General features: G+C 35.8%; 19 protein-coding genes and 1 pseudogene. 17 read left to right on the top strand and 3 right to left on the bottom strand.

Going from position 1 to position 25,891, the window contains the following annotated elements; all coding sequences use genetic code 11:
- The 4 genes from JHK62_RS03135 to JHK62_RS03120 form a co-directional block, all read left to right on the top strand.
- Nucleotides 1–965 (top strand): LPXTG cell wall anchor domain-containing protein (locus tag JHK62_RS03135; RefSeq protein ID WP_199575219.1); only part of this gene is annotated, 965 nt, incomplete at its 5' end.
- Nucleotides 966–1,166: 201 nt separating this feature from the next.
- A complete protein-coding gene (gene nt5e, locus JHK62_RS03130; RefSeq protein ID WP_199575218.1) occupies nt 1,167–3,362 on the top strand; it encodes a cell surface ecto-5'-nucleotidase Nt5e in 2,196 nt (731 codons plus the stop codon).
- Between the two features lie 134 nt (nt 3,363–3,496).
- Entirely contained in the window at nt 3,497–4,573 is a 1,077-nt protein-coding gene (locus JHK62_RS03125) for an ABC transporter permease (protein ID WP_199575217.1), read from the top strand.
- A 9-nt stretch (nt 4,574–4,582) separates the two neighbouring features.
- Complete coding sequence (locus tag JHK62_RS03120; protein WP_199575216.1) at nt 4,583–5,251, top strand: ABC transporter ATP-binding protein; 669 nt, start codon at nt 4,583–4,585, stop codon at nt 5,249–5,251.
- 57 nt (nt 5,252–5,308) lie between these two features.
- Here the strand turns inward: JHK62_RS03120 and JHK62_RS03115 are convergent, their stop codons facing one another.
- On the bottom strand, nt 5,309–5,815 hold the full coding sequence (locus JHK62_RS03115) for an HdeD family acid-resistance protein (protein WP_199575215.1): 507 nt from the start codon (nt 5,813–5,815) through the stop codon (nt 5,309–5,311).
- Between the two features lie 189 nt (nt 5,816–6,004).
- Between JHK62_RS03115 and mvk the strand changes: the two genes are divergently transcribed.
- Genes mvk through fni form a run of 4 tightly spaced genes read left to right on the top strand, consistent with a single transcriptional unit; the run spans nt 6,005 to nt 9,810 of the window.
- Nucleotides 6,005–6,883, top strand: coding sequence for a mevalonate kinase (mvk, locus tag JHK62_RS03110; RefSeq protein ID WP_199575214.1), 879 nt, complete (start codon nt 6,005–6,007; stop codon nt 6,881–6,883).
- On the top strand, nt 6,865–7,797 hold the full coding sequence (gene mvaD, locus JHK62_RS03105; protein WP_199575213.1) for a diphosphomevalonate decarboxylase: 933 nt from the start codon (nt 6,865–6,867) through the stop codon (nt 7,795–7,797). Before mvk ends, mvaD begins: the two co-directional genes overlap by 19 nt.
- Before the next feature lie 11 nt (nt 7,798–7,808).
- Nucleotides 7,809–8,816 carry a phosphomevalonate kinase gene (locus JHK62_RS03100; RefSeq protein WP_199575212.1) on the top strand — a complete coding sequence of 336 codons (1,008 nt, stop codon included), beginning with the start codon at nt 7,809–7,811 and terminating at the stop codon, nt 8,814–8,816.
- A complete protein-coding gene (fni, locus tag JHK62_RS03095) occupies nt 8,806–9,810 on the top strand; it encodes a type 2 isopentenyl-diphosphate Delta-isomerase (RefSeq protein ID WP_199575211.1) in 1,005 nt (334 codons plus the stop codon). Before JHK62_RS03100 ends, fni begins: the two co-directional genes overlap by 11 nt.
- A 24-nt stretch (nt 9,811–9,834) precedes the next feature.
- On the opposite strand, the gene JHK62_RS03090 is transcribed toward fni, so the two are convergent.
- Nucleotides 9,835–11,115: a hydroxymethylglutaryl-CoA reductase, degradative gene (locus tag JHK62_RS03090; RefSeq protein ID WP_199575210.1), complete on the bottom strand. Its 1,281-nt coding sequence runs from the start codon at nt 11,113–11,115 to the stop codon at nt 9,835–9,837.
- Complete coding sequence (locus tag JHK62_RS03085) at nt 11,102–12,286, bottom strand: hydroxymethylglutaryl-CoA synthase (protein ID WP_199575247.1); 1,185 nt, start codon at nt 12,284–12,286, stop codon at nt 11,102–11,104. Before JHK62_RS03085 ends, JHK62_RS03090 begins: the two co-directional genes overlap by 14 nt.
- Before the next feature lie 201 nt (nt 12,287–12,487).
- Between JHK62_RS03085 and JHK62_RS03080 the strand changes: the two genes are divergently transcribed.
- From JHK62_RS03080 to JHK62_RS03045, 9 genes and pseudogenes are all read left to right on the top strand, one after another.
- Complete coding sequence (locus tag JHK62_RS03080) at nt 12,488–13,402, top strand: hypothetical protein (RefSeq protein WP_199575209.1); 915 nt, start codon at nt 12,488–12,490, stop codon at nt 13,400–13,402.
- A 4-nt stretch (nt 13,403–13,406) separates the two neighbouring features.
- Nucleotides 13,407–14,246, top strand: a complete 840-nt coding sequence (locus JHK62_RS03075; protein ID WP_199575208.1) for a thymidylate synthase — start codon at nt 13,407–13,409, stop codon at nt 14,244–14,246.
- Between the two features lie 77 nt (nt 14,247–14,323).
- Nucleotides 14,324–14,842, top strand: coding sequence for a dihydrofolate reductase (locus tag JHK62_RS03070; protein ID WP_199575207.1), 519 nt, complete (start codon nt 14,324–14,326; stop codon nt 14,840–14,842).
- A complete protein-coding gene (locus JHK62_RS03065; RefSeq protein WP_199575206.1) occupies nt 14,843–15,013 on the top strand; it encodes a hypothetical protein in 171 nt (56 codons plus the stop codon).
- Between the two features lie 29 nt (nt 15,014–15,042).
- Entirely contained in the window at nt 15,043–16,275 is a 1,233-nt protein-coding gene (gene clpX / locus JHK62_RS03060) for an ATP-dependent Clp protease ATP-binding subunit ClpX (protein ID WP_199575205.1), read from the top strand.
- Between the two features lie 7 nt (nt 16,276–16,282).
- Nucleotides 16,283–16,876, top strand: a complete 594-nt coding sequence (gene yihA / locus JHK62_RS03055; RefSeq protein ID WP_425507439.1) for a ribosome biogenesis GTP-binding protein YihA/YsxC — start codon at nt 16,283–16,285, stop codon at nt 16,874–16,876.
- A 245-nt stretch (nt 16,877–17,121) separates the two neighbouring features.
- Nucleotides 17,122–22,818, top strand: a pseudogene (locus tag JHK62_RS03050) (endo-alpha-N-acetylgalactosaminidase family protein); the annotation flags it as partial.
- Between the two features lie 300 nt (nt 22,819–23,118).
- Complete coding sequence (locus JHK62_RS07955; protein WP_343044339.1) at nt 23,119–23,970, top strand: LPXTG cell wall anchor domain-containing protein; 852 nt, start codon at nt 23,119–23,121, stop codon at nt 23,968–23,970.
- A 216-nt stretch (nt 23,971–24,186) separates the two neighbouring features.
- A complete protein-coding gene (locus tag JHK62_RS03045) occupies nt 24,187–25,734 on the top strand; it encodes a peptide chain release factor 3 (protein ID WP_199575202.1) in 1,548 nt (515 codons plus the stop codon).
- The last annotated feature ends 157 nt before the right edge of the window (nt 25,735–25,891 follow it).

The following is a 25,891-nucleotide window of genomic DNA, read 5'->3' as shown; positions in this document are numbered from 1 at the left end:
CAGGTGTCACCGTTAAACGTGTTGATAAGAATGGTACAGAGGTGACTGCTAAGTATACGCCTACTGTAGAAAAAGTCACTCCAACAGGTGAAGACGCAACGTCTACAGGAAAACAAGGCCAAGTTCAGACAGCCACACCAGTCTTTACGGCGGGTGACCCACTAGTCCCAATGGACGATGCTGTTCCAGCGACCTTTGAAGATGGTAGTACAGAAATGACCATCGATGGAGAGGGAACCTATACAGTTGCACCAGACGGTACAGTAACTTTCACTCCAGTGCCAAGCTTCACAGGCACAGGTACAGGTGTTATCGTTAAACGTGTTGATAAGAATGGTACAGCGGTAACTGCTAAGTTTGTCCCAATGGTTGAAGATGTCATACCTACTGGTGTTGATGCAACATCAACTGGGAAATATGGTGAACCTCAAGTTGGGAAACCAGTCTTTACGGCAGGTGACCCACTGGTCCCAATGGATGATGATGTCCCAGCGACCTTTGAAGATGGTAGTACAGAAATGACTATTTACGGAGAAGGGACCTATACAGTTGCACCTGACGGTACAGTAACCTTCATACCGGAAAAAGGATTTACTGGTCTAGGAACAGGTGTCACGATCAAACGTGTTGATAAGAATGGCACAGTAGTAACTGCTAAATTCATTCCAACAGTAGAAAATTATACGCTTCATCTTGATACAAATGGTAATCCTTTAATTCCTGATGAAGATGGTAATCTTCCTGGTTATGAAATTCTTGAAAAAATTGTTGATGAGAAGGGAAATATAACTTACATTTATAAAAAAGTAGTGTCTGTAACACCTAAACATTACGAAAACAATGAGAATACTTTACCTAGAACTGGTGAATCTGATAAAGTATTCTTACCACAAGCATTATTGTCTATGATGTTAGGTATTGTATTGTTTATAACTTCTAAAAAAAGCAAAAAAGAAGAGAAATAAAATTTAGATGCTATTTTTAGATGTCAACAATTAAGAATTTCAATGAAATAGAAAAAAGCTAGAATTTGAAATAATTCTAGCTTTTTTTCTATTCTTTAAAATAAAAATTGTAAAAACTTTTTAAAATGAGAAGAGTTTATTTGTAATGGTTTCCATAAAAAGGTATAATGACAATGTAACAAAAAATATTTGGAGGAACTTATGAAAAAGAAAACTTTACTCATTCCTGCACTGTCAACTCTATTGGTTTCAACCGCGGTCTTAACCAATACTGTTTATGCAGATGAACCAGTAGAAAGTTCAGTGCCGGAATCATCTGTTGCACTTCAACCTCAAGCTGAAAATGTAACGGTAGAACCTCAAACTGTCAACTCAGAATCAGACAAACCAGAAGCACCAACTGAGACAGCGGAAGTTCTTCCAGATACTAATGAAACTAATGAACCTATTAGTGAAGAAACAACACCACAAGCAACTGCTGAAGAAATAGCTCCTCAAACAGCTCAAGAAAGTCCAGTTGTTCCTGAATCAGACGGTACAGTGACAATTATTAACACTAACGATATCCATGGCCGTATTGAAGAGGATAGAGGTGTTATTGGGATGTCTAAGTTAGCAACCATCGTTAAAGAAACTAGAGCTCAAGGTGAGACATTAGTTTTGGATGCTGGTGATGCTTTCCAAGGAATGCCTATTTCAAATAGTAGTAAAGGTGAAGACATGGCTAAGCTAATGAACCAAATTGGTTTTGATGCTATGGCTGTCGGAAATCACGAATTTGACTTCTCTCTTGAACAAGCAATCAAATTAGAAAAAATGCTTGAATTCCCATTACTTAGTGTCAATACTTATGTTGATGGTGTTAGATTATTTAAACCATCGGTTATTATTGATAAAGATAAAACAATCGAAGGCGATGAATTTGTAGTTATTGGTGTGACAACACCAGAAACAGCTACTAAAACGCATCCTAAGAATGTTGAGAAAGTTGTCTTTAGAGACCCTATCTCTGAAGTTGAAAATGCCATTGCTGAAATAGAAGCTCGTGCTAAAGCAGAAGGTGTTTCATATAAAAACTATATTGTCTTAGGGCATTTAGGAATTGATGCAAGTACTAAAAAAGAGTGGCAAGGAAGCACAATGGCTGAAGCCTTGTCTAAAAATCCATTATTAAAAGACAAGAGAGTTTTAATGATTGATGGTCACTCACACACACTTGCAGAAGCGACTTATGGTGACAATACTATCTATTCTCAAACGGGTAGTTATTTAAATAATGTTGGTAAAATTGTTCTGACAAAAGATGATATGAAAGTATCATTTATTAATGCTGAACAAGGTAAAGCCTATGAAGCAGATCCAGAAGTGGCAGCATCAGTTGCTGAAATTAAGGAACGCTATGAAAAAGTAAATGCAGTTGTTGTTGTTGATGCAAGTCCTGTGGAACTTCAAGGGGAAAGAGCAAATGTCCGTGTGCGTGAAACGAATCTTGGTAACTTGATTTCTGATTCTCTTTTAGAGTACAGTAAGACTGGTTTTTCACGTCCAAGTAACTTGGCTGTTATGAATGGTGGTGGTATTCGTGCGACTATTCAAAAAGGTCAACCAATCACCAAAGGTGACATCATTGCCATCCTTCCGTTTGGAAATTTTATTTCTCAAATTAAAGTTACTGGAAAACAAGTTGTTGATATGTTTGCTCATTCATTAGGCTCTATGGTTCAAAAGGATTCTCAAACAGGAGAAATTATTAGAGATGAAAATGGTCAACCGCTTTTAGGAGCTAGTGGTGGCTTCTTACATGTAGCAGGTGCTAAAATTTATTATGATACTAATCTTGAAGGAGACGCTCGTATTCTTTATGTTGAGGTACTAAATCCTGAAACTGGTGAAATTGAACCTATTGATTTAGCCAAAGATTATTACCTCACAACGAATGACTTCTTAGCTGCAGGTGGAGACGGCTATGATATGCTTGGTGGTGCTCGTGAAGAAGGACCATCTATGGATGTTGTATTTGGAGACTATCTTGAAACAGTTAATCTTAAAGATTATGAGGTCATCAATCCAAATTCTCGCCTAATCTCTATTGATTCAACTTTAGACACTGATAATGACGGATTCCCAGACTTTGTTGAGCTTGTTCTTATGACAGATCCTGCTAATCCAATGAGTTATCCTGGTATGGAAATGAAAGATGAGAAACAAGATAAAAAAATGATGTCTATGGATCATAAAAAATCTGACTCGTCTAAACAAATGTCTGTTTCATATGCTAAGAAATACGATACTTTACCTAATACAGGAAGCTCAAATGATGCCATGTTAATTCTACTTGGATTGTCAATGACAACCCTTGGTTTGTATGGTATTAAAAAAAGAAATTATGGACATTAATCACTTTTTAGTGTACTAATGTTAAAAAGAGAGAGTTTAAACACTCTCTTTTTTTTGTAGAATAGTCAAAGTATTAGCATTATTAGTCAGAATGAGTTACTATATTAGTATATTTAAAGAAATAAGGTGAATTCATGTTTTTAGCATTAGAAGAGATAAAACAAAACAAATTAAGGTATAGCTTGATATTAGGATTGCTATTTTTAATTTCCTATCTTGTCTTTTTCTTGTCAGCTTTAGCTTATGGCTTAATTCAAGAGAATAAATCTGCTGTTGATAAATGGGACGCAAAATCAATCTTGCTTTCAAGCGATGCTAATCAAAATTTAGCGGCTTCAAGATTTGATGCAAAAACGATTGAAGATGTAGAAGGTCAAAATCTTGCTCTCTTAGCTCAAAAATCAACAGTGGGGTGGAGCAAGGAAAATCCAAGTCAAGACGATAAAGTCAAATTATCATTGTTTGGTGTAAAACCAAATGAATTTTTAGTACCAGCCATCTCAAAAGGACGAGAGTTTAATGCTCCTGATGAAGTGGTGGTTGATATTTCTTTAGCTGAAGATGGTGATTATCAAATTGGAGATGAGATAAAGTTAGCAGATACTGATGAAAAATTAACCATTGTTGGCTATACCAGTGGTTCACGTTTTAGTGTTGCTCCGGTTGTTTATGTTGACTTTGATCAATTTCAACAAATAGTTTATGGTGATACTTTACCAGATGATACAGCTTATACTAATGCTATTGTTAGTAAGGATGGTATTGATTCCTATGATTCAAACACCTTAGAAAAATTAAGCATTCCTGATTTTATTGAAAACTTACCTGGCTATAAGGCACAAAATTTAACCTTTGGTTTTATGATTGGTTTTTTAATCATCATCTCTTCAATAGTGATTGGCATTTTTATGTATGTTTTAACCACTCAAAAAATTCAAATATTTGGATTAATGAAAATTCAAGGATTATCAAACTTTTATATTTCTAAATCAGTTTTAGCCCAAACTTTCTTATTGAGTTTTTTAGGAACCTTTTTAGGGTTTATCGGAACTTTTTTAAGTTCTTTATTATTACCAAGCTCGGTGCCATTTGAGAATAACTGGTTATTCTATGGTGTGATTGCTTTAGCAATGGTTTTATTTGCTGTCGTGGGGGCTATTTTCTCTGTCAGATCTGTGATTAAAATTGATCCTTTAAAAATGTTAGGTTAGGAGATAGATATGTCAGTATTAAAATTTCAAAATGTCAGTAAGGAATTTCAAGATGGTTCTGCCATTATTCAAGCGTTAAAACCTACCAATTTTTCAATAGATGCTGGTGAATTTGTTGCTCTCATCGGGCCATCTGGGTCTGGGAAAAGTACTTTTTTAACTATTGCAGGTGGTTTACAAACGCCAACTAAGGGCGATTTAATTATCAATAATCACTCTTTTAAAGAATTAACAGAAAAAAAACGGGCGCGTCTTCGCTTTTCTGAAATTGGATTTATCTTACAAAGTTCAAACCTTATTCCTTTTTTAACAGTCGAAAAACAGTTGGATTTGGTTGATAAAATTAATAAAAACAGTCAAAAAGAAAAGCAAAAACAATTGTTTGATGATTTAGGAATTTCAGCTCTAATCAAAAAATTTCCCAAGGACTTATCTGGTGGGGAGCGTCAAAGAGTAGCGATTGCAAGAGCTCTTTATAACGATCCTCAATTAATTTTAGCGGATGAACCAACAGCTAGTTTAGACAGTCATCGAGCCTTTGAAGTGGTTGATTTGTTAGCAAAAGAAGCTAAAGAAAGACAAAAAGCTATTATTATGGTTACCCATGATAAAAGAATGATAGAAAAATGCGATAAAGTTTATGAGATGAATGATGGCGTGTTATCACAACAGTCTTAAAATATAAAAAAGCGAGTTCTCTTCATGAGAACCGCTTTTTATGATAAAACAGTCATATTAATTCTGTGATTGATAATAAATGACAAGTATGATAGCACCAATAATCATTAAAACTAGTGATAAGAAGTAACCGATAACTCCTGCTGAAAAAGTAGGATTTAAAAGAAAAATAATACCAAGTAAAAAGGTAAAAATAGAAGATCCTGTTATATTCGTTTTGTTTAGTATTCGTCTGTTAGAGCGGTTTGAAATTTTAAAGTTAATGGCACCTAATATCAAAAGACCCAGTCCAATAAAACTCATGACAATTTGGCTGAGTGAAAAGGCAGAACTTGTTAATAAGATAAGACCAATAATGATTTTAACTAGACTTTGAAACAGTAACCAATTATTTCTGTCATTCTTTTCTAAGGAGAGATAAGTCCGTAGATTCATCAATCCCATTGCAGCAATGATAAGAGCAATCACCCAAGCAATGGAAGCAATACTAACTAAAGGATTAAAAAAAAGATATAATCCAATCAGTAAAAAACCTATACCAAAATACAATGTCGTTTTTTTCATCACACGTCTCCTTACTTTAATTATTGCTATTATAAATGGAATTTATCATAAAGTCAAAGTTAAACGTTAGGATGACTAAATTTTATAATCCATTATTAGGAATAGGCATTTATTTTTGATAGTCGCTTTTTTTAACGAATTATATTAAAATAGTATGATAGAACAAATTAATATGATAACAAGGAAATTATGAAAACAGAAATAGGAATTGGTAAATCTCATAGTAAAATTATTCTTATTGGAGAGCATTCAGTTGTCTATGGTTACCCAGCTATTGCACTGCCGCTAAAAAACATTGAAGTGGTTTGCCAAATAACACCATCAAAAAATCTTTTTCAATTTAAAAAGAATGATACCCTATCTACAGCTATTTTTTCAGCTCTAGATTATTTGAAAATTAGAGAACCTTACATTGATTACCACATTGTTTCCGGTGTTCCTGAAAAAAGAGGAATGGGTTCATCTGCCGCTGTGAGCATTGCTGCGATTCGGGCTGTTTTTGATTATTATCATCAAACAGTTGATGATGCCACTCTAGAACTATTAACCAATCAAGCAGAAATTATTGCTCACGTAAATCCTAGTGGTCTCGATGCCAAAACTTGCTTAAGTGATGAAGCCATTAAATTCATCAGAAATGTTGGTTTTTCAACACTCCCTATTGATTTGGATGCTTTTTTAGTGATTGCTGACACAGGTATTCAAGGACACACTAGAGAAGCTGTCAAAAAAGTGGAATCCTTAGAAAATAAGGCTATTCCACATTTAAAAAAACTTGGCAAACTAACAACTGCTATTGAAAAAGCGATAGCCTCAAAAGATATTTTTAAAATTGGCCAATCAATGACCACTGCTCACAGTTGCCTCAAAGAACTAGGAGTAAGTTCTAATAATTCCGATCATTTGGTTAATGTTGCCTTAAAAAATGATGCTCTAGGAAGTAAGATGACAGGAGGAGGGCTAGGTGGTTGTATTATTGCCATTTGTCAAACAAAAGAAGAAGCTGATAAAATTAGTTATCAGCTAGAAAAAGAAGGAGCCATTAAGACATGGATAGAAGCCCTGTAAGTGCTAAATCGTATGCTAATATTGCTATCATCAAGTATTGGGGGAAAAAAGATCATCAAAAAATGATTCCATCAACTAGTAGTATTTCCTTAACCTTAGAAAATCTCTATACTGAGACAAAATTAAGTTTACTAGACGATGGTTCAAAAGACCTTTTTTATATTAACGGTGTCTTACAAAATCAAGAAGAACATCTAAAAATTAGTAAGGTTTTAAATCTTTTTCGAAAAGACGCGAGCCAATTTGTTCGAGTTGACACGACAAATAGTATGCCAACAGCAGCAGGTTTATCTTCAAGTTCAAGTGGCTTGTCTGCTTTAGTTAAAGCTGCTAACACTTTTTTTAGAACCAATTTGAATCAAAAAGAACTAGCTCAAATTGCCAAGTTCGCCTCTGGGTCATCTTCTCGTAGCTTTTTTGGTCCTGTCGCTGCATGGGATAAAGATACAGGGGAGATTTATCGCGTTGATACTGATTTAAAAATGGCTATGATTATTCTAGTTATTAATGATCAAAAAAAGATGATTTCTAGTCGTGAAGGCATGAAAAGAGCGGTTGAAACTGCTACTAATTTTTCCAAATGGGTTAATCAATCAGAAAAAGATTATGTGGCTATGTTAGATTACCTTAAAGCGAATGACTTTGATAAAGTCGGTCAACTAGCAGAAGCAAATGCCTTACTGATGCATCAAACAACTTCAGCTTCTAACCCACCATTTACTTATTTAACGGAAAAAAGTTATCAAGCGATGGAAGATGTCAAACAGTTGAGATTAGAAGGGGAACGCTGTTATTTTACAATGGATGCTGGCCCTAATGTCAAAGTCTTATGTTTAGAGGAAGACCTTGAACGATTAGCTAAAAAGTTAGAGACTAAATATCGCATTATTATCTCTAACACCAAGAAATTATAAAGTGTGACAAAATGATAAAGACAACAACCTGTGGTAAACTCTATCTTGCTGGTGAATATGCCATTTTAAATCCCAATCAAGTGGCTATCATCAAAGATATTCCCATTTATATGACAGCTCAAGTCACTCCATCAGAGCATTATAGCCTTTCTTCAGATATGTTTAATTATAGTGTTGATTTAACGGATGACGCTAATTATGCTCTTATCCAGGAAAGCATCAAGACAATGGCCAATTATTTAGAACTTAAGGGAAAAGTTCTCACGCCTTTTTCTTTAAAAATCAATGGAAAAATGGAAAAAGAAGGCAAAAAAATTGGGATTGGTTCAAGTGGCAGTGTGACAGTTTTAACACTAAAAGCCTTAGCACTTTTTTACCAGCTACACTTGACCAAAGAAGAATTATTTAAATTAGCTGTATATACCTTGTTAAAAAAAGGCGATAATGGCTCAATGGGTGATATTGCCTGTATTGTTTATGAATCATTGATTTATTACCGTTCTTTTGATAGACAACGCGTGAAAAAATGGCTTTTGGAAGTGACATTAGAAGAATTATTAGAAAAAGACTGGGGATTTACTATAAAACCAGTTAAGACTAATCTTTCCTTTACTTTTTTAGTTGGTTGGACAAGACAGCCTGCTATTTCTTCACAAATGATTAAAAAAGTCCAAGCTTCTATTGACAATCATTTTTTGAGCACTTCAAAAAAAGAAGTAAATCATTTGTATAAAGCCTTAGAAACAGGTGATAAAGCAAAAACAAAAGAGAGCATATCGCTACTAAGTCAGTTACTTGAAACATTACATCCAAGCATTTACAGCCCTAAACTAAAAAAATTGAAAAATGCCACCCATCAACTAGATGCTGTTGCTAAAAGCAGTGGCGCAGGTGGTGGTGATAGTGGCATTGCTCTTGTTTTCGATGAAGAATCTACTTTAGAACTCATCAAACGTTGGCAAAAAGAGAATATTACTGTCTTGTATCAAGAAAAAATGAGAGGATTTCATGACAAATAGAAAAGATGAGCATATCAAGTACGCACTGAACTATCAGTCACCCCATAATAGTTTTGATGATGTCGAACTCATTCATTCGTCATTACCAGATTATGATTTGGCAGATATTGATTTATCAACACGCTTTTGTGGTTTCGATTTTCCCTACCCTTTTTATATTAATGCTATGACTGGTGGTAGCAAAAAAGCAAAAGACATCAATTATAAACTAGCTCAGGTAGCACAGGCCTGTGATCTACTTTTTATCACTGGTTCTTATAGTGCTGCCTTAGCAAATCGGTCTGATGATTCTTTTAATGTCAAAAAAGAGTTTCCAAACTTAAGATTTGCGACAAATATTGGTCTTGACAAAACTTATGCAAAAGGGTTACAAGCCGTAGATGACTTATCACCTTTTTTGTTGCAGCTTCATGTTAATGTGATGCAAGAATTATTAATGCCAGAAGGAGAAAGAACCTTTAAGCATTGGAAAAGCCACTTGCGTGAATATGCTAACGAATTCCCCGTACCAGTCATTTTAAAAGAAGTGGGTTTTGGTATGGATGCAAAAACAATTGCCTTTGCTGCTGAGTTAGGCATTAAAACCTTTGATATTTCAGGTCGTGGTGGAACAAGTTTTGCTTACATCGAAAATCAGCGTGGTGGGAATCGCCCCTATCTAAATCAGTGGGGTCAAACAACAGTTCAGACGTTGTTAAATTGCCAGCATCTTTCTGATGATGTTGAAATTTTAGCTAGTGGAGGTGTAAGACATCCGCTTGATATGATTAAAGCTATGGTTTTGGGAGCAAGAGCAGTTGGCCTTTCGAGAACGGTTTTAGAATTAGTGGAAACTCATTCTATTGAAGAGGTTATTAGTATTATTGAGGGATGGAAAGAAGACATTCGCCTTATCATGTGTGCTTTAAATAAAAGAACAATTGCTGACCTAAAAAAAGTAGACTATCTTCTCCATGGTGACTTAAAACAAAATGTAAAAAAATCTAAGGGTTAATATTAACCCTTAGATTTTTTATAATCATAAAATAGAATGACGATAGCTTTCAAGAATCTTTTTAGCAGTCGCAAGATTCATATGTTTTTCTTGAAGTAACGCATCAACAATGAAAGAAACTTCCTCAGGTAAACTACCAGCAAGAAGAGCAAGTGATCTAGCATGCAGTTTCATATGGCCTTCTTGAATGCCTTCGTTAACTAGTGCCCTTAGTGCAGCAAAATTCTGTGCTAAACCAACTGAGGCTACAATGGTTGCTAATGTTTTGGCATCGGGCTGTTCAAGAATATCAAATGCTACTAGAACACTTGGGTTTAGTCCAATCGAGCCTCCTTTAGTGGCAAGGGGTAAAGGAAGGGTAATTTCACCCAGTAATTTTTCATTTGTTTCATCTAACTGCCAAGTGGTTAATCCTTCATAACTACCATTTCGTGAGGCGTAGGCATGGCCACCTGCTTCAATAGCACGCCAGTCATTACCAGTAGCAATACAAACAGCGTCAATACCGTTAAATATGCCTTTATTATGAGTGCTGGCCCGGTAAGGGTCTTTTTTTGCAAAAGTACTAGCTAAAACAATCTTTTTTGCTAATTCACGTGCTTTTATCTTATCGCGATTTAAAAAGCGGTAATCAATAGCACATCTTGCAGTGACTAAGGACTCTGTTGCATAATTTGACAAAATAGCCATTAAACTCTTACCTTTTGTTAAGACTTCAAGAGAAGGCTTTAAGGCTTCAGTCATGGTATTAACAATATTTGCTCCCATGGCTTCTTTAGTATCAATTAAAACTTGAACGACCAAAAGAGGGGTTTCATCATCAATGAGATGTGTCTTAATATCAGTAGCTCCTCCTCCGCGTTTCACTATTGAAGGATGGGCATTATTTGCAATGGTTAAGAGTTCTTTCTTTTGCTTTTCAATAGTCATTTGAGCGCTATGGGTATCTTTGATGTCATACAAGGCAATTTGGCCAATCATTTGACGATTGTGGATGGTAGAATCAAAACCGCCAGAACGCTTTATGATTTTTGCGGCGAAAGAGCAAGCAGCAACAACTGATGGTTCTTCAGTCACAAAAGGAACACTATAGCTTTTGTGATTAACTTCTATTTCTGGAACAATAGAAAAAGGAAGTGAGAAGGTTCCTAAAGTATTTTCAACCATCTGTGAGGCAACGTCTTGATTTAATAAAATCTGGTTTTCTAAAACATTGAAACTTTCTGTTGAAAGTAGTGGTTTTATTTGAGAAAGCCGTTCTTTTGGAGTTTTTTTGGCAAATCCAGCCCAATTAATTTTTGTCATTTTTATCTACTTTTATATATTGTCTTTGATGATTTTGAATCCCTGAAAGAGCAAACGGACCAGTCTTATAGGATGTAAAGCTAGCATTACCTTCATCATCCATTTGAGCTTCTTCAAAAAACATGTCTTCGTACTCTTTTACGCTTAATTTGGTTCTTGCTTGTAGTTTCTCTAAGCGGTTATCATTTAAATGATTTCTATAACCCTCGACAAGATGACCACTAAAGATTTCAGTGACAGCGCCACTACCATAACTAAAGAAGATAAGCTTATCATTGGCTTTTAGTGTCGGACTATTTTCAAGGAGCGATAATAAACCGAGGTAAAGAGAACCTGTGTAAATATTACCGACAATCTTACTATATGTAATCGAGTGATAAAAGTTATCCGTTAAACGTTCTTTCACCTCATCGTTTGTTTCCTTGGTGAATAGCTTGTTTAGTCCCTTTAAGGCCAACTTAGGAAATGGTAAGTGGAAACAAAATGCTGCATAATCTGATAAGTCAGCGCCAAAGCGTTTTTGGTACTCTTTCCAAGTTATTTTAAGTGTTTCAAGATACTGCTTAGTAGAATACATGCCATCAACATAAGGCGTTGTTCGATAATTAGGACGCCAGAAATCCATGATATCACGCGTATGAGCAACACTCTTATTATGAAGCACTAAGATACTAGGGTCTTTGCTAATCAATAAAGCAATACTACCAGCTCCTTGTGTCGGTTCTCCGGAAGTATTAACACCATATTTAGCAATGTCACTTGCAAGAACAAGAACTTTTGAGTCTGGGTGATTTTCAATGTGAAGTCTTGCATAATCAAGTGCTGCTGTTGCACTATAGCAGGCTTCTTTCATTTCAATGCTTCTGACAAAGGGTTGGATATTTAATAAACTATGGACATAAACACTAGCTGCTTTACTTTGGTCAATGCTTGATTCGGTCGCTAGTATAATCATGTCGATACTATTTTTATCATCTTCAGTTAAAATATCACTAGCAGCAGAGCTCGCTAGTGTCACGATATCTTCTGTGATTGGAGAGATGCTTAGTGCATCTAGTAAAAGTCCATCCTTAAATTTTGCAGGATCTTCGTTTCTAGCAACTGCAAGTTCTTTCATTTCTAGCATATATTGACTGGTAGCAAAACCAATCTTATCAATTCCAATGGCTATCATTTAAAGTTTTCTCCTCATTCTTAGACTTAGGAATAATCATAACACTATTTTATCATACTTTACTTTAAATTGATTGGAAGAAACATTGAAGTATCAAATCTTTTAGGAGTAATTTGGGTGATGTTGTCCATTTGCTATTTTTCTGATAAAATAACTATAAAAGATTAATAAAACTTATTTAAAATGATAGGAGAACTTATGTCAGTTTTAGAAAATGTTCAAGATGCAACTGGTTTTCAATTAGATAAGGAAACAAGCACTTTATATGGTGTTAAAGATGGTTTTCATTTTGCTGTGATACCAACTGGTGATAATAAAACTTATCAATTATTGTTTTCTCTTGGTAAAACTAATCAACCTGTAGCTGATGATGACTTTAGAGAATTAAAAGCAAATTCAAAAGTTATTAAACGCTATACACCAATGAATTATAAAGTTATTTTTGATATTAAAACAGGATTAACTAAAGCCAAAACGGCTGAAAACATCCAGCAAGCTCTTGACGAAGTCGTTTCTTTTTTAAAGAGCAGACAGTATGAAGATGTTGATGAAATGACAGGAATATCAGGTCAAAGTGATATTTATCTTGTTAGTGGGGTTGTTAATTTCTTATCGCCGGAGAGTTATGCCAAAATGACCGCAGAGCTCAATATTGATATCCAAAAAGAAGCACAGAAATCTGAGAATGTCATCGCTGGTATAGTTGGTGCTTTAATAGGCTCTTTAGTTGGTGTTGCTGCCATTGTTATCATCGGTCAATTGGGTTATGTTTCCATTATTTCTGGTGTTATTATGGGGGTTAGTACCATCTCAGGATACGAACTTCTTGGAAAACGTTTGACCAAAAAAGGAATTGCTATTAGTGTCATTATTATGTTACTCATGGTTTATGTTGCTAACCAAGCTGATTTATCCTTAACAATTGCTAGATATTATGGCCTTGGTTTTTTTGAAGTGTTTCCTACCATTTTAGCTGAAGGTGCTATTGATGATCCTACCTACTGGGAGAATTTAGGTATGATTTATCTCTTTTCTGTGCTTGGTTTTGGTTCAACAGTTTATGGAATTGTCAAATCACGTCAAGAAAAATTCACTACACGTCGCTTAGGATAAGATTATGATTAAAGCAGATACTATTTTTAAGGAAAACATCAAAAAAATACTGGATGAAGGCGTATGGAGTGAAAAGGCTCGTCCTAAATATAAGGATGGTAAAACAGCTAACTCTAAATACATTACAGGTAGTTTTGCTGAATATGACCTCTCCAAAGGAGAATTTCCGATTACGACCCTTCGTCCAATTCCAATAAAATCAGCGATCAAGGAAGTTTTTTGGATCTATCAAGATCAAACCAATGATTTGGAAGTATTAAATAAAAAATACGGCGTAAAGTATTGGAATGATTGGGAAGTTGATAGTAGCGGTACCATTGGAGAACGATATGGAGCTATTGTCAAAAAGCATGATATGATCAATAAGATATTAAAACAACTAGCTGATAATCCTTGGAATAGAAGAAATGTTTTGTCTTTGTGGGACTATGACGCTTTTGAACAATCAGGTGGGTTACTACCTTGTGCCTTTCAAACCATGTTTGATGTGAGACGTGTCGGGGAAACCATTTATCTAGATGCCACTCTTACACAACGTAGTAATGACATGCTAGTTGCTCATCATATCAATGCTATGCAGTACGTTGCACTTCAAATGATGATTGCCAAACATTTTGGTTGGCAAGTGGGTAAATTTTTCTACTTCGTCAACAATCTTCATATCTATGATAATCAATTCGAGCAAGCCAAAGAATTACTCAATAGAAAAGGTTCTGAGATAAAACCTCGTTTGGTTTTAAATGTGCCAGATAAAACCAACTTTTTTGACATTAAGCCTGAAGATTTTGAACTGATTGATTATCATCCAACAAAGCCTCAATTAAAATTCGACTTAGCCATTTAGGCAAGTCGTTTTTTTCTATGCAAATTTTAGAAAAATTTGATAGAATGAAAGAACTAAGATGAAAAGGGACCCATCCAATGACAAAAAAACTAATTGCCATCTGGGCAGAGGACGAAAACCATTTAATCGGGAATAACGGCAAATTGCCCTGGTTTTTACCCAAAGAATTAAACCACTTCAAAGAAGTTACTCTTGGGCACACGATTTTAATGGGTCGTGTGACTTTTGAAGGGATGAATAAGCGTGTTCTTCCTGGTAGACAAACCATCATTTTAAGCCGTGATAAGTCATATCAATCAGATGGCGTCTTGGTTTTGACCAGCGTTAATGATGTTATGGAGTGGTTTGAAAATCAAGAGGATGATTTATTTATTGTTGGTGGCCAAACCATTTACAAGGCTTTTGACGGTTTCTATCATCAATTAATCAAGACAACGATTCACGGCAAATTTGAAGGAGATGCTTATTTCCCGACATTAGATTTTGCAGATTTTCAATTAAGATCAACACAATTCTATCCTAAAGATGATAAAAATGACTACAGTTTTACAGTTGATATCTTTGAAAAAATGACTGAAAAGGAGAGTTTAGACTAGATGATGAATAGTGTATTTGGAGTCTTTACAGCTTCTTTGTTAGTTATCTGTCTTATTTGTGCTGTGATTGTTTATAAAAAAAGACGTTATGGTCTATTAATTTTATTTTTGCTAAATGCCTTATCTAATCTAGTAGCAACGATACAGGCTTTTAATGGGAAATTATTTTAATCAAAGAAAAATAAAAGATTGAGGGAAAAATGGCTGAAAAAACAACAAGTGATATTAAAGTATATTGCTCTTTTTGCGGGAAAAACCAAGACCAAGTAAAAAAAATAATAGCTGGCAATGGTGTTTTTATTTGTAATGAATGTGTTGCCTTATCGCAAGAAATTATTAGAGAAGAAATGGCTGAAGAGGTCTTAGCTGATCTTGCAGACATTCCAAAACCAAAGGATTTATTAAATGTCTTAAATCAATATGTCATTGGTCAAGAAAGAGCTAAAAGAGCGCTAGCGGTAGCGGTTTATAATCATTATAAGCGAATTAGTTTTGCTCAAACACAAGATATTGAAGAGGTTGAATTACAGAAATCTAATATCTTAATGATTGGCCCAACAGGATCTGGTAAGACTTTCCTAGCTCAAACGCTAGCCAAGAGTTTAAATGTGCCGTTTGCAATTGCAGATGCAACTGCTCTGACTGAGGCTGGTTATGTGGGAGAAGATGTTGAAAATATCTTATTAAAACTGATTCAAGCAGCAGACTATAATGTTGAACGTGCAGAACGAGGCATTATCTATGTTGATGAAATTGATAAAATTGCCAAGAAAGGTGAAAATGTTTCAATTACGAGAGACGTTTCTGGTGAAGGCGTCCAACAAGCCCTTCTAAAAATTATTGAAGGTACTGTTGCTAGCGTACCACCGCAGGGAGGTCGAAAACACCCACAACAAGAAATGATTCAGATTAATACTAAAAATATTTTATTCATTGTTGGTGGTGCTTTTGATGGTATTGAAGAAATCGTTAAGCAAAGACTTGGTGAAAAAATTATTGGCTTTGGTCAAAACAATAAAAAAATTGATGAGTCGTCATCTTATATGCAAGAAATTGTTTCAGAAGACATTCAAAAATTTGGTTTAATACCAGAATTAATTGGTCGTTTACCGGTGACGGCTGCACTTGAACAACTAACGGTTGAAGACTTGGTTTTAATATTAACTGAACCAAGAAATGCCTTAGTAAAACAATATCAAACCTTATTATCTTATGATGGTGTTGCTCTTGAGTTTGAAAAGGGAGCCCTAGAAGAAATTGCTAAAAAAGCTATTCAAAGAAAGACAGGTGCGCGTGGTCTTCGTTCAATTATTGAAGAAATTATGCTTGATATAATGTTTGAAGTACCAAGTCAGGAAGATATTACAACCATTCGGATTACAAAAGGCGCTGTTGAAGGAATAGAAGAACCTATTTTAGAAACTGCATCTTAAGGAGAAAATGATGTCAGAAATAAATACCCACAACGCCTCCATTTTATTAAGTGCAGCATCTAAGGAACATTATCCAGATGATAATCTACCAGAAGTTGCCTTAGCAGGACGTTCTAATGTTGGCAAGTCAAGTTTTATTAATACCCTTTTAGGTCGTAAGAATTTGGCTAGAACCTCTAGTAAACCTGGTAAAACACAGTTATTGAACTTTTATAATATTGACGATCAATTGCGATTTGTTGATGTCCCTGGTTATGGCTATGCGAAGGTTTCAAAAGCACAACGTGCTAAATGGGGACAAATGATTGAAGAATATCTTGTTACACGTGATAACTTAAAAGTTGTTATTAGCTTAGTTGATTTTAGACATGAACCATCTGTTGATGATATTCAGATGTATGAATTTCTAAAATATTATGACATTCCCGTAATTATTGTTGCCACAAAAGCAGATAAGGTATCAAGAGGGAGATGGAACAAACACGAATCGATGATTAAAAAAGCTTTAAGCTTTGATGCTTCAGATGATTTTATAATTTTTTCCTCAATTGATAAAACGGGTCTAGAACTTTCGTGGGATAAGATAGTGGCTTATCTTTAACATCCGATAACCTTTACTAAGAAAGTAAAGGTTTTTTCTATTGGTAATAAATAAAATAATTAGAATTTAAAGTAAATTGAGGTTGATTATTTGAGAGGAAATTGATATACTAGAAACAATTAATATATTAAATTTATTAAGGGGGAATAGTATCATAAAGTTTAGTTAGCATTTCGTTTGGTAATGTTTATTTTTATTGTAAAAATGTAATCGCTTACTTTGTGTTATTTATATGGGAGGTTTTAATGAAAAAGCACATGTTTGAAAAAAAGTGTAAATATGGAATTCGTAAATTCTCTTTGGGCGCATTTTCTGTCATGATTGGGCTTTCCTTTTTAGGGGTTGCTAATGTTTCTGCTGATACAATCGCTGAATCTGAAGTAGATGCAACTGCCTTAGTTACTGATGCTGAAGTGACAGAAGCACCGTCTATAGAAAGTCAACCTGTTGAGACGCTTGAAGCTAGTGAAGAAACAACTGAAACAGTATCACCAGCAGAAATACAACCAACTGCAACAGAAAACGAGACTTCAGAAGAAGCAGAAGCTTCAGAAACTGATCTTGCTAAACAAGAATGGAAAACAGTTGAGGCTACAGAAAATCAAGGCAGTGTTGAAAATGTTGTCGAACAAGAGATTTTGTTTAATCGTTTATCTTCAACACCATCTAATGATAATGGTGCGAGAGTAGCTTTATTTGAAAAAGAAACTGTTAAAGTTGCTGAAGATGGTTCAGCTGAGGTGAATCTTCTGTTCAAGGAAGAATCTGCACCTAATGAAGGCCGTTTTGGAGTCTTCATGAAATTTAAAGACACAGCAAATAATGTGTTTGTTGGTTATGACAAAGCAGGTTGGTTCTGGGAATACAAAACTCCTGGTGCAGGAAACAGTCAATGGTATAAAGGAACTCGTGTTGCCGCACCAACTCAGAATTCTTTTAATTTTTTAAGTGTTAATTTAACGAGCGAGGGTGTTTTAACTGCTAACTTGACTAATGTTGTTGATAATTCAACACAAAGTTTGTTTGATGCATTAACACTACCAGATCCTGTAAAAGAAAACTTAAAAGATGAAAAACGCATTGTTTTAAAAGCTGGTACATTTGGTAATGAATTAACGAAAGTGTCAGTGGGAGCAAGAAAAGCAACGCCAGAGGAAATTGCTGCCAGCGAAAATTCAAGTGATACTAATCAAGGGGACACTAGTCCTAGTGAAGAAAATGAGGAAGTAACACCAGACTGGACAACTTCTCAAACGCCTGCAAATCAAGGAACTGTGAAAGTGATTGAAGAAGGCGGTGTTCGCTATAACGAACTTGCTTCAACAACAAGTAATAATAATGCTGCAAATGCAGCTCTATTTGAAAAGGCTGGTCTATCAGTTGATTCTACAGGAAATGCTTCTGTTGCCATCAACTTTAAAGAAAAATCTCAAACCAACCAAGGACGCTTTGGAGTATTTCTTAAACATAAAGATGCTAATAATCATATTTTTGTTGGTTATGATGCACAGGGTTGGTTCTGGGAATATAAAGCATCTGGACAAACAGGTGATTATTTAAGAAGTGGTAGAACTGCCGCTCCTGTACTTGATAGTCTTAATGATTTAGTAGTGACCTTAAAATCAGATGGTCAATTAAATGCGACAAACAACGGTGCCCAATTATTTGACACAAAGACCATTCCAACAGCTGTAATGGAAGCACTTAACAGTAATAAAATTTTACTTAAAGCTGGTACCTATAATAATGAGTTGACAAAAGTTTTGGTTAAGTCAGATAATCAAAATGGTGTTGGACAAGACACATCAGATACGCCTGATAAGGGAAATGAAGCAAACGACCAAGATGTTCTTTATGATACTATTCACTCTGGTAAAATGGATGTGCTGATCGATAAAGCATTTCCACGTGTTAAAGAATATACTCTTAATGGTCATAAATTAACCGGTCAAGTGCAATCCATCAATCAAGTGGCTATCAATGGTTATGCCATCACTCCTAAAGTTACTTATAAAAAAATTGATGATAGTACTGCAGAATATCATCTTGAGCTTCGCAATAGTGCAAGACTGATCAATGCTGATATGACTGTTCGCTTGAAAGTTGTTGATAACCAACTTCATTTTGACGTCACTAATATTACCAACCATAATCAAGTAACACCAGGTCAACAAGTTGATGATACTAGAAAACTCTTATCTTCTATTGATTTCCTCGGCAATACTTTGGTTTCTGTTTCTAGCAAAGAAACAGGAGCTAAATTTGATGGGTCATTCATGTCAAACAACACTCATGTTGTTGGTGATGTTCATCTAAATGTTACTAATCCAATGAACAATCTTAATAGACAAGGGTATATGTATGGATTTGTTTCAAGTAACAAATTAGCTGCGGGGGTATGGAGTAACTCTCAATATAGTTTTGGAGGCGGACAAGGCGACTTTACTCGTATAACTGCTGAAAAACAAACTGTTGGTGATGCTAACTATGTCGGTATTAAGAGCTCTCCTTGGGACTGGCAAAAAGCTTATAAAGGTTTGGTTTACCCAGAGTACACTTTAATGTTACCAAGTGCTAAGGTAGTAATTACTGAAGATGTTAACGATGATGGTGTGGTCGATTGGCAAGATGGTGCAATCGAATACCGTAATATCATGAATAACCCGCAAGGTTGGGAAAAGGTAAAAGATATTACTGCCTATCGTATTGCGATGAACTTTGGTTCACAAGCACAAAACCCATTCTTGATGACCTTAGATGGTATTAAGAAAATTGCTCTTCATACAGATGGTTTAGGACAAGGTGTCCTTCTTAAAGGTTATGGTAGTGAAGGTCATGATTCAGGTCACTTAAACTATGCTGATATTGGGAAACGTATTGGTGGAACCGAAGACTTCAAAACTCTTATTGCTAAAGCCCAAGAATATGGTGCTAAACTTGGTATTCACGTTAATGCGTCAGAAACTTATCCAGAATCTAAATATTTTAGTGAAGATATTCTTAGAAAAAATGCTGATGGTAGCTATAGTTATGGTTGGAACTGGATTGACCAAGGGATCAATATTGATGCTGCTTATGACTTGGCACATGGTCGCTTGAAACGTTGGGAAGATTTAAAAGAAGAACTTGGAGAAGGTCTTGACTTTATCTACGTTGACGTTTGGGGAAATGGTCAATCAGGTGATAATGGTGCTTGGGCAACTAGAGTCCTCGCTGAAGAAATTATCAGACAAGGATGGCGTTTTGCGATTGAATGGGGTCATGGTGGTGAATATGACTCAACCTTCCAACACTGGGCAGCTGATTTAACTTACGGTGGCTACACTAACAAAGGGATTAACAGTAATATCGTCCGCTTTATCCGTAACCATCAAAAAGATTCATGGGTTGGTGATTATCCAAGCTATGGAGGAGCCGCTAATTATCCACTTTTAGGTGGTTACAGTATGAAAGACTTTGAAGGATGGCAAGGACGCAGTGACTATAATGGTTATGTCACAAATCTCTTTGAACATGATGTGATGACAAAATACATCCAACACTTTAAAGTGATTAGCTGGAAAAATGGTACACCTGTGACAATGTCTGACAACGGACAAACTTATAGCTGGACACCTGAAATGGAAATTAAATTAAAAGATGATAAAGGTAACCTTCTTGTCTTAGAACGTAAATCTAATGATGTTAGAAGTCCACTTTATCGTCAACGTAAAGTCACATTAAATGGTCGTGTTATCCAAGATGGTTCAGCCTACTTAGCACCATGGAATTGGGATGCTAATGGTAATGATCTTGCAACGGATCAAGAGAAAATGTACTACTTCAATACAGATACAGGTGCAACAACTTGGACTTTACCAGATACCTGGTCAGGTGACAAAGTTTATCTTTACAAGCTAACAGATCTTGGTAAAGTTGAAGAACAAGAAATTGCGGTTGTTAATGGTACTATTACACTTGATTTAAAGTCTGCACAACCTTATGTTCTATACCGTACTCCTCAAACTAATAAAGAAATGTCTTGGAGTGATGGTATGCATATCTATGACCAAGGCTTCAATAGTGGTACTTTAAACCATTGGACTATTTCAGGAGATAAAACAAAAGCAGAAATTGTTAAATCACAAGGTGCTAATGATATGCTCCGTATTGAGAATAATACTGAGAAAATTAGCTTAACTCAAACCTTAACTGATTTAAAACCAAATACTAAATACGCAGTTTATGTTGGTATTGATAACAGAAGTGACGCAAAAGCAAGTATTACGGTAAATACAGGTGAAAAAGAAATCACAAACTTCACCAATAAATCAATTGCTAAAAACTATGTTAAAGCTTATGCTCATAACACTAATAGTCAAAATGCTACAATTGACAACACTAGTTACTTCCAAAACATGTATGTTTTCTTCACTACAGGTGATGATGCATCTAAGGTAACTTTAACACTTAGCCGTGATGCGGGTACTGAAGCAAGTTACTTTGATGAAATCAGAATTTTTGAAAATGAATCATCAATGTATGGTGATGAGCATGACACAGCTATTGGTATTTTCAAACAAGATTTTGAAAATGTTGGACAAGGTATCTTCCCATTTGTTATTGGAGATGTTGAAGGTGTAGAGGATAACCGTACCCACTTGTCTGAAAAACACGAACCATACACACAACGTGGTTGGAATGGTAAGAAAGTGTCAGACGTTATTGAAGGCAATTGGTCACTCAAGACTAATGGTCTCGTAACAAGACAAGCCCTTCTTTACCAAACTGTTCCTCAAAACTTCCGCTTTGAAGCTGGAAAAACTTATCGTATTACCTTTGATTATGAAGCTGGGTCAAACAACACTTATGCTTTTGCTATCGGTAAGGGAGAAGCAGCAAGAATAGCAAATGGACGTTGGACAAGAGATATGAGCAATGTCACTATGCATGAGCTTCCAAACAGTTGGGAAAATTCTGACAGTGCTAAGAGAATTAGCTATCTTGTTACTGGTGATGAATCTGGACAAACATGGATTGGTATCTACTCGACTGCTAATCCTAGTGATACTAAGGGTGATGCCGGTGGAAATGCTAACTTTAGAGGCTACAATGACTTTATCATGGATAGACTTCAAATTGAAGAAGTGATTGTTACCGGTAAGATATTAATTGAGGAACACCTAAAAAATAGTCTTCCGATTGTATCGCAAACAATGTATACGCAAGACTCATTAGATCGTGTTAAAGAAAGTCTCTTCCCATTACTTGCAGCAGATGACGCTATTAGTGTTGAGGATGCACGTCAATTGATTAACATGGTTGAAGAAGCTAAAAAAGGCTTAACCTTAAAACAAATTGCTTTAGTTGCCTCTGACTTCGAATCGTTGGAAGCACCAAGTCAACCAGGTGAAGAACTTGCTAAAGCTTTTGATGGTAACCTTTCAACATTATGGCATACTCCTTGGAGTGGTGGTCACGTTGGTCAACCTGCAACAATGATTCTTAATACACCAAAAGAAATTACTGGATTTAGATATGTGCCACGTCAATCTGGACCAAATGGTATTATTCGCGACTTGACTTTAGTTGTTACTAACGATCAAGGTGTTGAAGAAACCTTTACAGCTAGAAACTGGGCTGCTGATTCTAAGGCAAAAGTGATTGATTTTGGTAAAACAATCAATGCTAAAAAGATTGTTTTAACAGGAACAGCTTCTCATGGTGGAGGGGGCAATCGATTCCTTTCTGCTGCTGAATTACAATTCTTACGTCCTGTTGTGGCAGAAGTTGCTCTAGATATTCAACCATTAACAGAAGCTAAAGAGCGAGTTGCAGATGCTCAGTTTAATCCATTTAGAACTCTCATTGACAAAACAGTAACTGTTGCTGATAGTGCTATTGAAAATAATGTTATGACTAATGGTATCTTAACCACTCTTGTTGAATACCTAAATAGTCTAACTATTGAAGAGGAAAAAACTGAAACCCTTAATTACAAACGCTTAGTAGCAGTTAACCCTGCTGATGTTAGTGATAAAGAAGTTGTGGCAGAAATAGCAGTTACGGATGGTCTATCTCATTCATTAGAAGAAGGTCAAATAAATGAGGCAAATCCTGAAACTAAAGTACCTGGCAATGCACCGACAGCTGAAGACAAACCATCCATTGTATTTACCAATGGAAAAGGGGTAGTCAACGAAGTGCCTGAATTAACCTTCTCAACAGAAAAACGCGACCTAAAAGATGACACATCAGGTGTTATGGTTCAATTAGAAGTTGGTGAAATTGCAGCTATAGAAGGCATCAGTGTTGGGCATAAAGAAACCAAAGACCCAAGCACACCAAATGTGCTTAAAGATAAAGACTATGACCTCTTTGATATCTCGCTAGTTGATGCTAATGGTCAAGCCATTAGTCCATTAAAAGACACACTTGTCATCATGCCAGTGGATGAAGGTAAAACCGTAGGAAAAGTGGTTTACCTCCCAAATACTGACCAAGAAGAAGAACTTGACTTTACGATGACAAGTTATGTGGATGCTAATGGTAAAACACAACAAGGCGTTGTGTTTGTGGCGAAACACTTTAGTGAATATGGTATTGTTTATCAGGCGAGAGAAACAAAAGTGCCATCAGACGCACCAACAGCACAAGATAAACCGGTCTTTGAAGGAACATTAGAAAGTAAAGTGCCATCAGATGCGCCAACAGCGAAAGACAAACCCGCCTTTGAAGGGAAACTTGAAAGTAAGGTACCATCTGATGCGCCAAACTATGAGTTACCGGAATCAGATTTTGTTCCTGAAACATCTGTACCAAAAGTGGCACCAAAAGCACAAGACAAACCGGTCTTTGAAGGAACACTTGAAAGTAAAGTGCCATCAGATGCACCAAGCCATAAGTTACTAGCCTTTGATGGCAAACTAGAGCCAATGAGTAAAGAGGATAAGCAAACAAAAGACAAAGTAGAGCAAAAAGAAGTGAAAAACGCTTCAGCTAATACTTTACCAAACACTGGTGATACAACAAACTCAGCAGTTTTAGGCACCATGTTAGCTCTATCATCACTAGCTTTATATGGTTATGGCAGAAAAAAAGGTGAAAATAACTAATTTTTTGTAATTGGTTAGAGCTGTAATAGTAATAAGAATAAGGCAGAATAAAGAATTGATTTTCTTTATCTGTCTTATTTCTTTGTTTTATTTAATGGCCATTGAAAAGCTTTGTATTTTTAGTTATAATGATAGAGTTATAGCTAGTAATAGTATAAGTAATATCTGAAATAAATTAATAAATGATGTTAAGGATTGTTTATCTAAAGGAGACGTATGAGTATTCAAGAAGAAATTAAAAGACGCCGCACATTTGCGATTATTAGTCACCCGGATGCGGGGAAAACGACAATCACGGAACAGTTACTATATTTCGGTGGTGAAATTCGTGAAGCGGGAACGGTTAAAGGAAAAAAGACAGGGACTTTTGCTAAATCTGACTGGATGGATATTGAAAAACAACGTGGGATTTCAGTGACCTCGTCAGTGATGCAATTTGACTATGCTGGAAAACGTGTCAATATTTTAGATACCCCAGGACATGAGGATTTTTCAGAGGATACCTATAGAACCTTGATGGCGGTTGATGCTGCCGTTATGGTGATTGACTCTGCCAAAGGGATAGAGGCACAGACGAAAAAACTTTTTGAAGTAGTGAAACATCGTCAAATTCCTGTTTTTACTTTTATCAATAAACTTGACCGTGATGGTCGTGAGCCTCTTGATTTACTGCAAGAACTTGAGGAAATTTTGGGAATTGCTAGTTTTCCGATGAATTGGCCAATTGGAATGGGTAAAAGCTTTGAGGGTTTGTATGATCTCTATCACAAGCGTATTGAACTCTACAAGACAGAAGAGCGATTTATCAATTTAGAAGAGGCTAAAACGCACTCACTTTCTCAAAATATCTTCTATGAGCAAGTTTTAGAAGACGTTGAATTGTTAGAAGAAGCCGGCAATGACTTTTCAAGAGAAGCTATCTTGGCAGGTGAATTAACCCCTGTTTTCTTTGGTTCTGCCTTAACTAACTTTGGCGTGCAGACTTTTCTTGATGCCTTCTTAGAATTTGCACCTGAACCACACGGTCATAAAACGACAGAAGGCGAGTTAGTTGATCCACTAAATAAAGATTTCTCTGGTTTTGTCTTTAAAATTCAAGCCAATATGGATCCTCGTCACCGTGATCGAATTGCTTTTGTGCGAATTGTTTCTGGCGAGTTTGATCGTGGAATGAGTGTTAAGTTAAGTAGAACGGGTAAAAATGTTAAGCTATCAAATGTTACTCAGTTTATGGCGGAAAGTCGTGAAAATGTTGAAAACGCAGTGGCAGGAGATATTATAGGGGTCTATGATACTGGTACTTATCAAGTCGGTGATACCTTAACTGTCGGCAAAAATAGTTTTGAATTTGAGCCTCTACCAACCTTTACGCCAGAGATTTTCATGAAAGTGGCTGCTAAAAATGTGATGAAGCAAAAATCTTTCCACAAAGGGATTGAACAGTTGGTACAAGAAGGTGCTATTCAGCTTTACACCAATTACCAAACTGGAGAGTATATGCTTGGTGCAGTTGGTCAGTTGCAGTTTGAAGTTTTCAAACACCGTATGGAAGGTGAGTACAACGCTGAAGTTGTCATGACACCAATGGGTAAAAAGACTGTTCGTTGGATTGATCCAAAAGATCTTGACCAACGAATGAGTTCAAGTCGTAACATATTAGCCAAAGATCGTTTTGACCAGCCAGTCTTTCTCTTTGAAAATGATTTTGCACTTAATTGGTTTGCTGATAAGTACCCAGATGTGGCACTAAGTGAAAAAATGTAACGATAATAAACGTCAATCTATGGATTGGCGTTTTTGAAAACGTATTATTCTGGTTAATAAGGTGAAATCCTTAGTATTCTATCTCTTTTGTGTTATAATGGTTGAGTTGTCAAACAAATAAAGGTTTTATAGGACAGCTTCGCACTGTTCTTTTAGA

This window comes from Streptococcus pacificus (assembly GCF_016481305.1).
Classification (GTDB): Bacteria; Bacillota; Bacilli; order Lactobacillales; family Streptococcaceae; genus Streptococcus; species Streptococcus pacificus.
The sequence above is the reverse complement of the archived record's forward strand: the minus strand, read 5'-3'. Positions and strand labels throughout refer to the sequence as shown.

Bases quoted from the DNA above. Each gene is read 5' to 3' on its own strand.
- mvk (WP_199575214.1), top strand. From the start codon at position 6,005: ATGAAAACAGAAATAGGAATTGGTAAATCTCATAGTAAAATTATTCTT.
- clpX (WP_199575205.1), top strand. From the start codon at position 15,043: ATGGCTGAAAAAACAACAAGTGATATTAAAGTATATTGCTCTTTTTGC.
- JHK62_RS03090 (WP_199575210.1), bottom strand. From the start codon at position 11,115: ATGACAAAAATTAATTGGGCTGGATTTGCCAAAAAAACTCCAAAAGAA.
- JHK62_RS03125 (WP_199575217.1), top strand. From the start codon at position 3,497: ATGTTTTTAGCATTAGAAGAGATAAAACAAAACAAATTAAGGTATAGC.
- JHK62_RS03115 (WP_199575215.1), bottom strand. From the start codon at position 5,815: ATGAAAAAAACGACATTGTATTTTGGTATAGGTTTTTTACTGATTGGA.
- JHK62_RS03045 (WP_199575202.1), top strand. From the start codon at position 24,187: ATGAGTATTCAAGAAGAAATTAAAAGACGCCGCACATTTGCGATTATT.
- JHK62_RS03070 (WP_199575207.1), top strand. From the start codon at position 14,324: ATGACAAAAAAACTAATTGCCATCTGGGCAGAGGACGAAAACCATTTA.
- JHK62_RS03080 (WP_199575209.1), top strand. From the start codon at position 12,488: ATGTCAGTTTTAGAAAATGTTCAAGATGCAACTGGTTTTCAATTAGAT.
- mvaD (WP_199575213.1), top strand. From the start codon at position 6,865: ATGGATAGAAGCCCTGTAAGTGCTAAATCGTATGCTAATATTGCTATC.
- fni (WP_199575211.1), top strand. From the start codon at position 8,806: ATGACAAATAGAAAAGATGAGCATATCAAGTACGCACTGAACTATCAG.
- JHK62_RS03100 (WP_199575212.1), top strand. From the start codon at position 7,809: ATGATAAAGACAACAACCTGTGGTAAACTCTATCTTGCTGGTGAATAT.
- yihA (WP_425507439.1), top strand. From the start codon at position 16,283: ATGATGTCAGAAATAAATACCCACAACGCCTCCATTTTATTAAGTGCA.
- JHK62_RS03065 (WP_199575206.1), top strand. From the start codon at position 14,843: ATGATGAATAGTGTATTTGGAGTCTTTACAGCTTCTTTGTTAGTTATC.
- JHK62_RS03120 (WP_199575216.1), top strand. From the start codon at position 4,583: ATGTCAGTATTAAAATTTCAAAATGTCAGTAAGGAATTTCAAGATGGT.
- nt5e (WP_199575218.1), top strand. From the start codon at position 1,167: ATGAAAAAGAAAACTTTACTCATTCCTGCACTGTCAACTCTATTGGTT.
- JHK62_RS07955 (WP_343044339.1), top strand. From the start codon at position 23,119: ATGGTTCAATTAGAAGTTGGTGAAATTGCAGCTATAGAAGGCATCAGT.
- JHK62_RS03075 (WP_199575208.1), top strand. From the start codon at position 13,407: ATGATTAAAGCAGATACTATTTTTAAGGAAAACATCAAAAAAATACTG.